Source organism: Pseudoalteromonas sp. SG45-2 (genome assembly GCF_014164115.1).
Lineage (GTDB): Bacteria > Pseudomonadota > Gammaproteobacteria > Enterobacterales > Alteromonadaceae > Pseudoalteromonas > Pseudoalteromonas distincta.
This window is the reverse complement of sequence record NZ_JACJEO010000016.1, coordinates 89,208-103,781: the sequence shown is the minus strand read 5'-3', so window position 1 is coordinate 103,781 and position 14,574 is coordinate 89,208. Positions and strand designations below refer to the sequence as shown.

At 38.6% G+C, this 14,574-nt stretch carries 14 protein-coding genes; 11 read left to right on the top strand and 3 right to left on the bottom strand.

The genetic code is table 11. From position 1 onward, the window contains the following. The first annotated feature begins 98 nt into the window (after positions 1 to 98). A complete protein-coding gene (locus H5116_RS13050) occupies positions 99 to 3,242 on the top strand; it encodes a TonB-dependent receptor (protein WP_182716345.1) in 3,144 nt (1,047 codons plus the stop codon). Between the two features lie 51 nt (positions 3,243 to 3,293). Here the strand turns inward: H5116_RS13050 and H5116_RS13045 are convergent, their stop codons facing one another. After that, a complete protein-coding gene (locus H5116_RS13045; protein WP_076925651.1) occupies positions 3,294 to 3,725 on the bottom strand; it encodes a MarR family winged helix-turn-helix transcriptional regulator in 432 nt (143 codons plus the stop codon). A 151-nt stretch (positions 3,726 to 3,876) separates the two neighbouring features. Between H5116_RS13045 and hmgA the strand changes: the two genes are divergently transcribed. Then, positions 3,877 to 5,178 carry a homogentisate 1,2-dioxygenase gene (gene hmgA, locus H5116_RS13040; RefSeq protein ID WP_182716344.1) on the top strand — a complete coding sequence of 434 codons (1,302 nt, stop codon included), beginning with the start codon at positions 3,877 to 3,879 and terminating at the stop codon, positions 5,176 to 5,178. Positions 5,179 to 5,180: 2 nt separating this feature from the next. Further along, positions 5,181 to 5,810, top strand: coding sequence for a maleylacetoacetate isomerase (maiA, locus tag H5116_RS13035; protein WP_182716343.1), 630 nt, complete (start codon positions 5,181 to 5,183; stop codon positions 5,808 to 5,810). An 11-nt stretch (positions 5,811 to 5,821) separates the two neighbouring features. On the opposite strand, the gene H5116_RS13030 is transcribed toward maiA, so the two are convergent. Further along, on the bottom strand, positions 5,822 to 6,055 hold the full coding sequence (locus H5116_RS13030) for a TIGR02647 family protein (RefSeq protein WP_007375551.1): 234 nt from the start codon (positions 6,053 to 6,055) through the stop codon (positions 5,822 to 5,824). Positions 6,056 to 6,181: 126 nt separating this feature from the next. On the opposite strand from H5116_RS13030, the gene H5116_RS13025 reads away from it, so the two are divergent. After that, positions 6,182 to 6,484, top strand: a complete 303-nt coding sequence (locus H5116_RS13025) for a DUF1496 domain-containing protein (RefSeq protein ID WP_002959040.1) — start codon at positions 6,182 to 6,184, stop codon at positions 6,482 to 6,484. 54 nt (positions 6,485 to 6,538) lie between these two features. Continuing rightward, positions 6,539 to 6,847, top strand: coding sequence for a VF530 family DNA-binding protein (locus H5116_RS13020; RefSeq protein WP_024591820.1), 309 nt, complete (start codon positions 6,539 to 6,541; stop codon positions 6,845 to 6,847). A 51-nt stretch (positions 6,848 to 6,898) separates the two neighbouring features. On the opposite strand, the gene H5116_RS13015 is transcribed toward H5116_RS13020, so the two are convergent. After that, the gene (locus tag H5116_RS13015; protein WP_182716342.1) at positions 6,899 to 8,518 is read right to left on the bottom strand and encodes a diacylglycerol kinase family protein; all 1,620 of its coding nucleotides are present in this window, start codon (positions 8,516 to 8,518) and stop codon (positions 6,899 to 6,901) included. A gap of 349 nt (positions 8,519 to 8,867) precedes the next feature. On the opposite strand from H5116_RS13015, the gene H5116_RS13010 reads away from it, so the two are divergent. The 6 genes from H5116_RS13010 (at position 8,868) to H5116_RS12985 (ending at position 14,545) form a co-directional block, all read left to right on the top strand. Further along, entirely contained in the window at positions 8,868 to 9,404 is a 537-nt protein-coding gene (locus tag H5116_RS13010; protein ID WP_182716341.1) for a sigma-70 family RNA polymerase sigma factor, read from the top strand. Then, positions 9,401 to 10,084, top strand: coding sequence for an anti-sigma factor domain-containing protein (locus H5116_RS13005; RefSeq protein ID WP_182716340.1), 684 nt, complete (start codon positions 9,401 to 9,403; stop codon positions 10,082 to 10,084). Before H5116_RS13010 ends, H5116_RS13005 begins: the two co-directional genes overlap by 4 nt. A gap of 158 nt (positions 10,085 to 10,242) precedes the next feature. Next, positions 10,243 to 11,835: a DUF4331 domain-containing protein gene (locus tag H5116_RS13000; protein WP_182712336.1), complete on the top strand. Its 1,593-nt coding sequence runs from the start codon at positions 10,243 to 10,245 to the stop codon at positions 11,833 to 11,835. A gap of 11 nt (positions 11,836 to 11,846) precedes the next feature. Next, positions 11,847 to 12,356 (top strand): Ig-like domain-containing protein, encoded by a 510-nt coding sequence (locus H5116_RS12995; RefSeq protein WP_024600513.1) that lies wholly within the window; start codon positions 11,847 to 11,849, stop codon positions 12,354 to 12,356. Between the two features lie 54 nt (positions 12,357 to 12,410). Further along, positions 12,411 to 13,436: a hypothetical protein gene (locus H5116_RS12990; RefSeq protein ID WP_182716339.1), complete on the top strand. Its 1,026-nt coding sequence runs from the start codon at positions 12,411 to 12,413 to the stop codon at positions 13,434 to 13,436. Next, positions 13,433 to 14,545 (top strand): HupE/UreJ family protein, encoded by a 1,113-nt coding sequence (locus H5116_RS12985; protein ID WP_154902906.1) that lies wholly within the window; start codon positions 13,433 to 13,435, stop codon positions 14,543 to 14,545. The genes H5116_RS12990 and H5116_RS12985 overlap by 4 nt, the downstream gene beginning before the upstream one ends. The last annotated feature ends 29 nt before the right edge of the window (positions 14,546 to 14,574 follow it).

The following is a 14,574-nucleotide window of genomic DNA, read 5'->3' as shown; positions in this document are numbered from 1 at the left end:
AGTAACGGATTTTGAATAAATGAACTTTAACTGTTTATTTTGAAAAATTTTAAAATAAAAATATAAAAATTTAATTAATAACTACACGGGAAAATTAAATGAAAACTCAATTACGCAAAACAGCTCTTTCACTTGCTATTGCAGCATGTGTTGGTGTAAGTGGCGCTGCAATGGCTAACGAAACGACCTCTGCAATTAAAGGTCAAGTAATGGGGCCTAACGGCAACCCAGCAGCCGGCACTAAAATAACAATTTTACACGTACCTTCTGGATCAGTAAAAACAACTGAAGTAAATGACGCAGGTTATTTCACAGCTAAAGGCCTGCGAGTTGGCGGTCCTTATAAAGTAATTGTTGATTCAGATGTATATGCAGACCAAGAATTCAATAACATTATTCTTAATATTGGTAACGATTATCCAGTAAACGTTTCTCTTGAGTCACAATCAAGCATGGAACAAATAGTAGTTTCTGGCGCGCCAATTAGTGCTATGTCTGGTGGTACTGGTCCGGCGTCTACATTTACGCTAACTGATCTTGAAAATACACCAGCTATTAACCGTGATTTAAAAGACATTATCCGTATCGACCCACGTATCACAATTGATGATAGCCGTGGTTCAATTAACTGTGGTGGTGGTAACCCTCGCTACAATAGCTTAACGCTAGACGGCGTTCGTATGAACGATAACTTCGGCTTAAGCTCAAATGGTTACCCGACAATAAATGCTCCTTTTTCTTTCGATTCAATTGAACAAGTTTCAGCTGAACTTGCCCCATTTGACGTTCAATACGGTGGTTTTACATCGTGTAACATCAACGCTGTAACTAAATCTGGTGGTAATGAATTACATGGCGGCGTATTCTTCGATTACACAAATGACTCTATGCAGGGTGATTCAATTGAAGGTGAAGATTACGATGCAGGTAATTACACAGAAAAGCGCTACGGCTTTAATGTTGGCTTACCATTAATCGAAGACAAACTATTTTTATTCACCTCATATGAAAAACTTGAGGGTGTACAACAGTTTAACTACGGTGGCCTGACTAGTGGTAGTGTTACTGCTGATGACCTTTCTAGAGTTCAAGCTGCTTCACAATCTCTCTATAACTATGATGCCGGCGGTATGCCTTCGAGTATGCCTATTGAAGATGAAAAAATCTTAGTTAAACTAGATTGGAACATCAATGAAAATCATCGCGCAAACTTGATTTATAACTACAACGATGCATTCACTATATCTCAGTCAGATGCTGATAACGATGAGCTTTCATTATCAAATCACTTTTATGAACAGGGTGCTGAATTTACATCAATTATAGGTTCAATATACTCAGACTGGTCTGATGATTTTTCTACTGAAGTACGCATAGGTAAATCTGAGCTTGATGCTAGAGTGGAGTCTTTAGACGCAGCAAGCAGTTTTGGTGAAATGCAAATCAGTACTGCGAACGGCGGTACAATTTATATTGGTCCAGATGACTCTCGTCAATCTAACGATTTAAACTACGATACAACGACCGCTAAATTTGCGGGTACATACTATCTAGATCAACATACAATAACAGCTGGTTATGAGTATGAAAATCTTGAAGTGTTTAATTTATTCGTACAGCATACAGAAGGTGAATGGCGCTTTGACTCTGTAGAAGACTTCGAAAACGGACAGGCGGCACGTATTTATTACAATAATGCTGCTGCTACAAACGATCCAAATGATGTTGCAGCAAGCTTTGAATATGCACAGCATACATTATACGTTCAAGATGAATACAGCTTTACCGATATCGACGCAAGTCTAACATTTGGCCTTCGCTATGATAAATACACTAGCGATGATAAACCAAACCTTAATAAAAATTATACAGCTCGCTACGGTTTCAGTAACCAAAGTACATTTGATGGTATTGACTTAATTCAACCACGTGTAGGCTTCCAATGGTACGCTACAGATGAACTTGAAGTGCGTGCAGGCGCTGGTTTATTCTCAGGTGGTAACCCAAATGTTTGGTTGTCTAACTCTTACTCGAATGACGGTATTACACAAATTGCCTCTCAAATTCGTGGAGTAGATTTGTTCAACACACCGAATGTAAACGGCGGAGCACCTGGTTACGAAGTACCACAGTCTCAATTTGATACTATAGCTGGAACAGAAATTGGTTCTGGTGACTCTAATGTAAATGCCGTAGACCCTGATTTTGAATTGCCATCAGAGTGGAAATATTCTTTAGGCGCTACTTATACTACCGAAAATGAGTATGTAATCTCACTTGATTACTTATACTCTAAAAAGAAAGATGCTGCTACGCTAATTGACCTTGGTTTAGTTAACTCAGGTCAAACGACATTTGATGGCCGTCCTTTGTATACTGGTAAAGATGATACTCTAAATCCGGGTGATACTCGCTCACGTGACTACTTACTTACAAATGTGAGCGGTGATAGCGGTGATTCATCAGTTATCTCATTAGGCATTAGTAAACAGTACGATAATGGTGTTAACTTTAGCTTTGGTTACGCGTACACAGATTCTGATGATGTGAACCCAATGACGAGTTCGGTTGCTGATTCTAATTATAGTAATTTAGCATTAACAGATCCAGGTAACCCTGGTGTTGCATCATCTGATTACGAAATTCCACATCGTTTTACTATGACTCTTGGTTATAGTCATGAGTTTGTAGATGGTTTTGCTACTCGCTTTAACTTGTTCGGTGAAGCATATAAAGGTTTACCTTACAGCTATGTGTATAACAATAGCGATAATACGTTTGGTGATACTAATAACTACGGTTTTGGCTCTCGTCAACTGTTATACGTACCACTTGAAAACGATCCTAACGTTGTCTACGACATGAGTGCTGCTGAAATCAATGAATTCAATGATTTCATCGCTTCAGAAGGTCTAGAGCGCGGTGAAATTGCTGGACGTAACTCACAAAATGCAGATTGGTTTGTTAAATTTAACTTTAAGTTAACGCAAGAGCTTCCTGGGTTTATGGAAGGTCACAAAGGTGAAGCGTTTTTCGTAATCGATAACCTTACAAACCTGTTAAACGATGACTGGGGCGTACTTAAGAAAGGTTCTTTTGTAGGCAACCGTGTAATTTCAACATCTATTGATGATGATGGTCGCTACGTGTACTCTGGTTTTAACTCTAATAACGTAGGTACAACTACGGAAAATAGCGCATCTGTATGGCAAATGCGTGTAGGTGTTCGTTACACTTTCTAATTCAGAACTGTAACCTAAAACATTTTTTAAAAGCCCACTTTGTGGGCTTTTTTATGCTTTTAATTTGTTATTTAACTTTTCAAAAATATTCACTAGCACTTCGTATTCTTCGTTGGTTAAAGTACTCAGTAATTGTTTTTCCCAATTTAGTGCATCGGGTGTTATTTGCTCATATAGGCTTTGACCTGCTTGGCTCAGCACAAGTAATGCTGCACGTTTGTCTTGCTTATTTAATTCACTTCTCACTAAGCCTTTGTCTATTAGTACTTTTACCGCGCGCGACACTGTCGATTTATCCATATTTGCTTGTGTGCATAAATCCTTTGCGTTGCTCTGACCATACTGCGCTAAATTAGCAAGTATTCGCCACTGGGGAATATTTAAACCGTACTTAGTTTGATAAACCTTGGCAAAATCGTTACTTACATGTGTTGCTATATTCGTTAATTGATAAGGTAAAAACGTTGCTAAATCAATTTTCATTTTTGGTTATCCCTGCTTTGTAAGGTTTACTTTGGTGTTCATTAATATTTACACAGATGCGTAGTTGCACATTTGATATTAGTCTCACTTGAGAGTACCTTAACTGAAATAATAATAATATTAAACCAACCCCCTCTCACAGGAGTCAGTAATGGCGACACAGTTAAGTTATATGACAGGTTTTGGGAATGAATTTGAAACACAAGCGCTACCTGGTGCATTGCCAATAGGACAATTTAGCCCACAAAAGGTTAAATACGATTTATACACCGAGCAATTTAGTTCGACTGCATTTACGGCTCCGCGTGCTTCAAATCGTCGCACTTGGTTTTACCGCCTTCGTCCATCTGTAGTGCAAGGTGATTACCAAGCAATTGATAATGGCCTAATAAGAACAGCCCCAATCACTGAAGCCGTAACACCACCAACAATGCTACGTTGGAATCCTATTGATATGCCTTCACAGCCTACTGATTTTATTGATGGGTTAGTAACGATGGCTGCTAATGGCAGTGCTAATGGGCAATCTGGTATTGGCATTCATGTATATGTCGCTAATCAGTCAATGCAAGGGCGTTACTTTTGCAATGCCGATGGCGAAATGTTGTTTGTCCCTCAGCAAGGTGGGTTATTAATTCACACCGAGTGCGGGAAGTTATGTATTAAACCGGGTGAAATTGCTGTAGTTCCCAGAGGAATTAAGTTCTCTGTTGATTTAATTGACGATACAGCCCGTGGTTATATTTGTGAAAATTATGGCCATGCGTTAGAGCTTGCAGAGCGAGGACCTGTTGGTGCAAACGGTTATGCCAACGACAGAGACTTTCAATACCCTGTAGCGGCCTTTGAAGATAAAGAGGGTGACTTTGAGCTTGTTTCTAAATTTAACGGTAATTTATTTAGCTGTGAAATTAAGCACTCTCCTTTTGATGTGGTTGCATGGACGGGTAATAGTGCACCCTATAAATACGACTTATCGCGTTTCAATGTAATGAATACAGTGAGCTTTGATCACCCCGATCCTTCTATATTCACTGTACTGACCTCTCCTTCTGCTACTGAGGGTATGGCAAATGTCGATTTTGTGATATTTCCACCGCGTTGGATGGTAGCCGAAAATACATTTCGCCCACCGTATTATCACCGCAATATTATGAGTGAATTTATGGGCTTAATTGAAGGTGTGTATGATGCAAAAGAGCATGGTTTTGTACCTGGTGGCGCAAGTTTACACAATTGTATGTCGCCACATGGACCTGAAGCCGACGTATTTGAAAAAGCCTCAAACGCTGAGCTTACACCACAAAAATATGAAAACACATTGGCCTTTATGTTTGAGTCGCGCTATATAATTTCACCGACAAAATATGCATTAGAAGGTAAAGAGCGCCAACCAAATTACACCGATTGCTGGCGTACTATTAAAAAACAATTTACAGGTTCACAGGATTAATTATGAAATTATACAGCTACTTTCGCTCATCAGCGGCTTATAGAGTGCGTATAGCGCTTAACTTAAAAGCAATCGATCATGAACTTGCTATTGTTAACCTTTTAAAATCGGAGCAGCTTGGGAAGGAATACTTAGCAACTAATCCGCAAGGCTTACTACCTGCACTTGAAACCGATGATGGTGTTTTAGCACAATCACTTGCAATACTTGAGTGGCTTGATGAAACTTATCCGCAATCGCCATTAATTACAGGGACTGCGTGGCAAAAGTCGCAAATAAGAAACTTAAGCTTTGCCATTGCTTGCGATATTCATCCTGTTAATAATTTACGCGTGCTGAAGTATTTATCAAACGAATTAGGTGTTGATAACGAGGCTAAAAATAAATGGTATCGACATTGGATAGAAGTGGGTTTTGAAAAAATAGAACTGATGCTAAACAAAAATGATGACTACTGCTTTGGTAACCAACCAACACTTGCTGACATTTGTTTAGTGCCGCAAGTATTTAATGCAATTCGTTTTAACGTAGATATGAGCGCTTATCCAAAAATTGCAGCCATTTACGAGCATTGTAATAAATTAGCTGCATTTAATGACGCTGCACCGCAAAATCAACCCGATGCAAATTAAGCTAATTTAGATTAACTTTGTAGCGCGCTATGAATAACCGTAACGTGCTCAATTAAATCTAAGCCCAGATCAGTTAAATATCCGCCATCTGGGCTATCTATAATCCCTTTTTCAAATAAACGTTGCGCTGCGCTAAGTAAGCTTGGCTCTGCGTCTGAATGTAATTTAATACCCTGCATTTTACTGTCGCGAGGAAACTTTGCTAATAGTGTGAATTCTTCGATCATTGTTTGATTAAATTGCATTGTGTGCACCTTTTTATTGTTCTGTGAATAACTAAGTTTATACTTAAAATCACTTTGTGTACTTTACACTAGCACGTTTTTTAGCTTAATGTATTATTTTTAACCCTCCCTATTTAAAGGCCTCTAATGCGTAACTTTTTAATTCTATGCTTTTGTTTTAGCAGCTTATCGTATTCAATACTTAGTGAAGCAACAACGCTAAAAACCCATTCAATTATTGATGCAAACCAGTTTGTAAATGAAGAAGCTAACTGTTGGTACGACAACAAACGCTATAGCGAAGGGGCATTAATACAAGTTCACTCTTTTACACTTTTGTGTGGTGCTAAAACACCCCAACACAGTAACAGCCAACTCATTTGGCTTAAAATAGATAAGCAAGGTAATGCTATTTACCCAACAGCTCCTAAAACAATCACTGTGAATTAGCGCTAAAAGCTGATTTAAGCTACAATGCATGCAGTTTAAATAAGTAGTATGGCTATGAATAATCAACCTAAAAACCCTTTACATGGGGTAACATTAGAACAAATACTTGTTGAGTTAGAACAACGACTTGGCTGGAGAACACTTGGCGAGCAAGTAAAAATTAAATGTTTTACTGATCAACCCAGCATTAAATCGAGTTTAAAGTTTTTGCGTAAAACGCCTTGGGCTCGCGATAAAGTGGAAGCACTTTATATTCACACTATAAATAACAAACCTATTCGTAGACCAAAAAGTGCACCAAGAGAAACATCTTCTCAAGCGCCTGATACAACAGGGTTTGTTTGGCCATCAATTAAAAAGTGATGTAAAAAAAGGAGCTAATTTAGCTCCTTTTTTGATTATAACTAACGCGATTTATTGCTCTTTGCAAATCACATTTAATGAAGCCGGCTCAATAGTAACAACTAGTTTTTGAGCGGTTTTAACTTCACCATCTAGTACGTACTTAAGCTCTCCTTCGCCTGTAACCTCTACTCTTTTGGCATTTGTATGATGAGAGTTTATAGCTAAGTGTGTTTGCGTTAAGCTACTAAACATCAGCTCTGCAATACTTAGTACTGTGGTTGAATCTTCATTATTTGGTGTTAACCAATTTATATCGAGTAGCCCGTCACTATGATCAGGTTGCCCGCCACCTTGAGCCAATAACGTTGTAAAAGGCGCAGCATTGGCCACAATAAAACTATTAGTACATATTTCTTTTGGCTCATTATCATCGAGTTTTACTTTAAGTAACTGCGATTTTTGCTCGCCAAACGCTTCAAAAAAACCATTTAAATAGGCAAGTTGCCCCGACTTATTTTTCGACTCTCTATCTGCTTTTTCTATCATTGATTGCTCAAAACCAATACCCGCGAGCAGTAGTACTAATTCATTATTACAATAAGCAGTATCTATTATGCTTGTTTGACCATCTATAATTAAGTCACAAGCCTGTTCAACAGGAATAAATTTAGAAGTAATACCCATCAATACATGCGCAAGGGCGTTTGCAGTCCCCATAGGGATGATGCCTAGTTTACATTGTGTATTTACAAGTACGCTTGCAACTTCGGCCACCGTACCATCTCCCCCGCATGCGATAATAATATCCGGATTTTGCGCAATTTCCTGTTTAGCCAGCTCAATACCGTTAACTTCTTTTGTAGTAGTGAGTACTTTCAGATCGTAATAATCCGATAGCCGCGCAACAATTAAGTGCTCTTTTTCTTCCCATAATCGTGTACCAGATACAGGGTTTGCAATTAAAACGGCTTTGTTTTTAATCAGTAATTCGCCTTTTTTATGTCGCTTAGCTAAATGGCGAAGTTGATGCTTATTTAAATTTGCGGTTTCGCGGGTTTCTTTTATTTGTGCAAGTACTTCATGCACATCTGCATTTTTGTTTTGGCTCAGTAAATAAGCCGCCATGACAAAAACAGAGCGCCCACGCCCTAAAGCACAATGAACGACTACGCGATGGTCTTCTTTAATATGGTGATGAATCCAATTAATAGCCTGATTTAACTGAGAATGGGTAGGAATACTATGATCGAGCACCGGAATGTTTAAATAATTAATATTCTCTTGTGTTGAACTCCACTCGAGTCCGTCGAATTCACACGTAACATCTAAAATCGCCGTAATCCCGTTATCTTTTAATGTGTCTATATCTGAGGGAAATAATCGGCAAGCTAAAAATAGGTTTTCGTTTATTTGTTGAATGGGCGGCACTTTATCGCGCTTACGTGACCAGGCATTATAAATTTGCACACCGAATAAAAATGGCACAAACGCCCACCGTATATAAAATGGGATCACCCCATTTTCACGCTTTCTAAATATTTTTGCTGTATTAAAAATATACGCGGTACTCACTAATAAAAGTGACAGCGCAGTCCAATAAAAAACAATAGCAAAATAGACAGAGTTCACTTCCCAACCAATAAAAATAAGCAGTAGTGCTAATAGTAAATAACTAATTGCAGCCCACATAGTCTCTCCTTTGTGAAAATAATGCCGATTTATAATCTTAATTTAAACGGCTTTAAGTAGTCTTTTGCAAATATCACGCCATATAAATGCCATTTAAAATTCAAACGTGAACAATAGGCCATTGATATATATAGTAATTAATAAACTAAAATCTACTACAGACCGCTCTTTGTGCATTTTTTACAAACATGTGAATAAATTATACTTACACGTCTAAATTTCAAACACTGACCGATTATTGCTTGTACTTACGTATAAAGCAGCTAATCTAAAAGGCAATTAAATTTTTTTGCATCCAAATCACACCCTCAACCGTTTACTCAATGATAATAAGAAAAACAGGACCCCTATGGATAACGATGATTTACTCCCTCTTTTGTGCGCAACAGCACAAGGAGACAAAAATGCTTTCTCAAGTTTATATCAACAAACTAGCGGCAAACTTTTTGCTATTAGCTTAAATATGCTCACTAACAGGGCTTATGCAGAAGAGGCACTACAAGACGCTTTTATAAAAATTTGGCATAACGCATCTGAATATAACGCCTCTAAAGGCACCGTTATTAGTTGGATGATAAGTATAGTCAGATATAGAAGTCTTGACTCACTGCGCTATCACAAAGTACGAAAAGAGCAGTCGTTAGGCGATGACGAATATGAAAATGAAAATGAAAATGAAAGTGTTGACGTTAATTACGATGAAGAAACGAAACTGGTCAATTGTATCGAACAGCTTGAGCCGCAACAAAAACAAGCTATTCACTTAGCTTATTATAAGGGGCTGAGTCATAGCGAGTTAGTGGATCATATAGAAACGCCTTTAGGTACAGTTAAAAGCTGGATCAGGCGTGGGCTTATGCAGCTACAAAGGTGTTTAACATTATGAATTATAATAAACCCGAACTATTAGACGCGCTTGCTGGGCAGTACGTGCTTGGCACACTTAGAGGGCTTGCCCGTAAGCGTTTTCAGCGTCTGTTACTTAACTCAAATCAAGCACGTGAAGCAACAATTATGTGGGAGCAAAACCTAAATAACTTGGCCAGTGCTATTACACCACAAACGCCACGTGACGATGTATGGATAAATATACTACAGCGTATTGAAAACCAAATACAACCCACCAAAACGGTGATACATACTAAGCCTTCTATTTGGCGTACATGGTCTTTTGTTGCAACAGCTGCATGTATTGTTTTAGCCTTTTTGATTATTCAACCTTCTACTAATGTTGTTCAAACACAACAAATTGCCTTGGTTCAAAATCAAGACAAGCAATCATTGTGGTTTATTGATGTAAGCGAGCAAGGGCTTTCAATTAAAGCCAGTAGCCAATTGGTTGCCCAAACCAATAAAGATTACGAGCTGTGGATGATTTTAAAAGGGCAAGATACACCTATTTCATTGGGTTTACTGCCCAAGCAAGGTAGCAAGATATTATTAAAAGATAACCGTTTTAACGCAAGTGATATTGCATTACTAGCAGTGAGTTTAGAACCTATTGGTGGTTCACCAAATGGATCACCAACCGAGGTGTTATACACTACAGAACTTATACTCCTGTAGCTCTACTTTTATAGCCTTTTATTAGCTGCTTACATTAAGCAGCTAACCTTTCCTTAAAGTTTTTAACAAAAAATAAAAACATTTTAACTTTTTTGCATCCATACTGAACTCTCACCCGTTATTAACTACGACTTCAATCAAAACTAAAGGACAAAGTCATGAAAGCTTTAACTCCATCAATACTCGCAGTAGTAGTATGCAGTACGTTTATAAGTGCACCAAGTGAAGCGTCTAGCCACAGAGAAGCGCCAAATATAAGCCGTTTCCCGACTTTAGATTCTACCGATTTTTATGTATTTAATAGTTACGAGCAAGGTCGTGACGATTACGTCACATTAATTGCTAATTACATCCCGCTGCAAGATGCATACGGCGGTCCTAATTACTTTGCAATGGACCCAGATGCTACTTACAGCATTCATATAGATAACGACGGCGATGCTGTTGAAGATATTACATTTGCGTTTAACTTTAAAAGCATGCTTCCTAATGATAACCAAGGTGTGCAATTAACTGTTGGACCTGAAGGTAATCAACGCACCGTGTCTGTACCGCTTAAAAATGTAGGCGGTGTATCTGCCGGAGATAACAGCGCTGCAAATTTTAGCGAATCATACACAGTAAGCATGATAAGCGGCGCGCAGCGTACTGGCGAAACAACGCTATTAAATAACACTGCATCAAACTCCAGCACATTTTCTAAACCGCTTGATTATGTGGGTAATAAAACATTTGGTTCAATGAGCGATTATCAAACTTATGCTGACCAATTTGTGTATCAGGTTTCAATTCCTAACTGTGAGAGCATGGCACAAGTTTTTGTAGGACAGCGTAAAGACCCGTTTGTAGTTAACCTAGGTAAAACATTTGATTTAGTAAACTATGTACCTGTAGAAGGTGATAGCGCCCCTGGTGCTGGTGACGGCGGTGGTTTTCCAGGTGGTATAACGCAATCAGCTGATAATGACGACCTTGCAGATAAAAACGTAACATCAATCGCTATCGAAATACCTAAAAGCTGTATTGTCGGTGAAGGTAACGGCGTAATAGGTTCGTGGACAACAGCAAGCTTACCTCAAGCACGTGTATTAAACCCCAATGCTAAATTTGCTAATAATGCGGTAAACGGTGGTGCATTAACTCAGGTTTCACGCCTAGGTAGCCCGCTTGTAAATGAGCTTGTAATTGGCATTAAAGACAAAGACACATTTTCTACTGCGCACCCTAAAGACGATGCACAATTTTTAGATTATGTATCTCACCCAGCACTACCTGAGTTATTAAACATTTTGTTTAAAGATGCTGTTAATACGACCCTTGACGCAAACTTAGAAACTCTGGCACCCACTAACTTCCCGCGTACTGATTTAATCACTGCATTTTTAACGGGTTTTGCAGGCGTTAATCAGCAAGCAACTGTAACACCTTCGGAAATGCTGCGTTTAAATACAGGCATTGCAGCAACAGCGCAAGCTGATCAATCTGCATTTGGTGTAGCGGGTAATGATTTAGCCGGCTTCCCAAATGGTCGTCGCCCGGGTGATGATGTGGTTGATATTGCACTTCGTGTTGTGATGGGTCGTTTATGTCATCCGATTCCTGTAAATGGTGAAGACACTGATTTAGGACTTTGTGCACCAGAGGATGCTAATACAGGCACAGTGCCATTTACAGACGGCGCACCTATTGATGCAACAATGATGGACTCAACATTCCCATACCTTGCAACACCACTTGCTGGCTCTAAATAAGGAGTAAAATAATGCGTAATTTAAAAACTACCCATATTTGTGTTCTCCTCAGTGCATTAACATTGGGAGCATGTAGTAGCGATGATGATAAAAAACAACCTACACCGGTTGTAAACACCGCACCTACAGCAAGCGATGCAATGCTAACAACACAAACTGAAGTAAGCATTACCGATATGCTTAACGCAAGCGATAATGATGGCGACTCACTTACTTACTCGTTAACAAGTGAGCCAATGCTCGGTACTGTTAATGTTGACAGTGATGGTAACTTTACTTATACACCTAATAAAGAAGCAACAGGTTCAGATAGCTTTATGTTTGGTGTTAGTGATGGCGTTAATTCGCAAGTTACTGCAACAGTAAGTATTACGATTGAGGCGCTGCAAGTTGACTTTGCTCAATTTGCAACCGATGCATTTAACCAAGCGCCAAATGCAGAGCCGTTAACTGTTAATGGTCGGGTGTTTACAAACACTGATACCGATGTTGATGGATTAATTTCTACAAGCGGTAACTAACCAAGTCATTAAGCTGACAGGCCATGGATGGCTTTTTTTCAAAGGATATTTATAATGCATTTATCAGTACTTAAACCCCTCACTATTATTGCTATTTGCTTAACCTCTTTCGCGGTGAGTGCGGCTCCTTATACTCCAAAAGATGACGCAGTTATTTCTAACAGTAATTCAACGCTTAGTGCTTCTCTGTCTGTTGAGGAAATAAATACATTAGTCACTAACAGCCAATATGTAGGCCAAACAGAGCGTTTACAGGGGCTACTTAAGACCCGTTTAGCCCAGCTATATAAACAAACACCCTCATCTCAAATTGGTTACTTATATGCTCGTGTTTTACAAAAAGAGCACCTTTTTGACGAAGCAATTAACGTTGCCAACAACGTTTTGATTACCGAGCCAAAGCACAGTAATAGCCATTTGTTACTGGCCAATATATTGATGACCCAAGGTGAATTTACAAAGGCAAAACAACACTGTGTTGCCTTGATTGGTCAAGTAAGTACCATTACTGCTAGCACTTGTGTACTAGACGTACAAAGCCAGCATGAAAGCGTTTTAGACAGCTACCAAACATTAGTTAAAATTATAAACAATAATCAAACTAGTTTAGCTACAAACCATGTTTTAAGTGAAATGAGCTACCGTCTAAGTAACTACAAGCAAGCTTTGTCTCACTTACAAAGCGTAGATTTAGTTCAAGCTCCTGTGAGCCTCATTGTGTTATGGGCCGATATTCAAATTGCGCTAAATCAACCTCAACAAGTATTAAATACATTAAGCGTACTGCTTCCAGATAAAAGTAATTTAGAAGATGCTATTTTACTAAGGCTTTCAATCGCAGAAAAAAAACTAAATAAACGCGATAAAAAATGGCAAAATACAATGGCGCAAAGAGTTACGCTACGAGAGCTTCGTAAAGATTCTTTTCATGCAAGTGACTTAGCTAAATATTACCTTGATGTACAACCAAATCGCGAAAAAGCACTTTACTGGGCTCATATTAATTGGCAGCAGGCTAAAATGAGCACCGATGAGCAATTACTTATTCAAGCAAAAGCGATGCAACGAGATACACTATGAAAACGCCTTATCTATTTATACTCACTTTAATGCTGTGCATTTTTTCAACTTACAGCTTTGCCCATCAACTAAGTACAAGTTATATAACCTTAAATAGCGAAAACAATAACGACACCAGCAAAAATCTATACACGGGTACTTGGCAAATAAATATTGCCGACTTAGAGCACGCAGTGCCTCTGGATTTAGATAAAAACGGCCAAATTTCGTGGACAGAAATAAAAGCAAAACGCAGCTCAATTAATAACTTCATTAAAGAAAATTTAAATATCACGCAAAGCGCGCAAATATGCCCTTTAAAAAGTGAAGGTATCTATCAGCTAGATAACCATTTTAACCAACCTTATTTGGTTATTCCGCTGCAGTTTAGCTGTGATGACAATGAAGCAATCACCCTTTCCTATTCCGCTTTTTTCAAAACTGATGCTAACCATAAATCCATCGTAAATATTAACGGTGTATCTCGTGTATTTAATATCAATGAGGCACAACAAACGTTCAGCTTTGAACAAACAAGTTATTTAAGTACCTTTAATCAATACGTTTACCAAGGTGTTTTACATATTTGGATTGGTATTGATCATATTTTATTTTTAATCGCTTTGTTACTTACCTGTGTTTTAAAACGCAGCAATAAAGCATGGCAAGGTATTAGCTCTAAAAAACACATTATTAAACACACAGCATGGATAGTAACCGCGTTTACGCTTGCGCACTCTATTACGCTTACCGCCACCGCTATGAACCTTGTATCACCAAATAGTCGCTGGGTAGAGCTTGGAATTGCTATATCGGTTTTATTTGCAGCATTAAATAATGTGTGGCCGTTGGTACTTCGTTTAGGTTGGCTTACTTTTGCTTTTGGTTTACTACATGGGATGGGATTTGCGAGCGTACTTGGCGAACTTGGCCTGTCGAGCGACTATCAACTGCTCAGTATATTGGCGTTTAATTTAGGCGTCGAAATCGGTCAACTTAGTATATTACTGATAGCCTTACCAATACTCATTTATGTACGACACTACACTTGGTATAAAAAATGGTTAATGCCAATGGGCTCCGTTGCTATCGCAATTGTTGCACTTCAGTGGTCAATCGAGCGTTTTTAAATAGTATAAATAAAAAAGCTAGCCAAAAT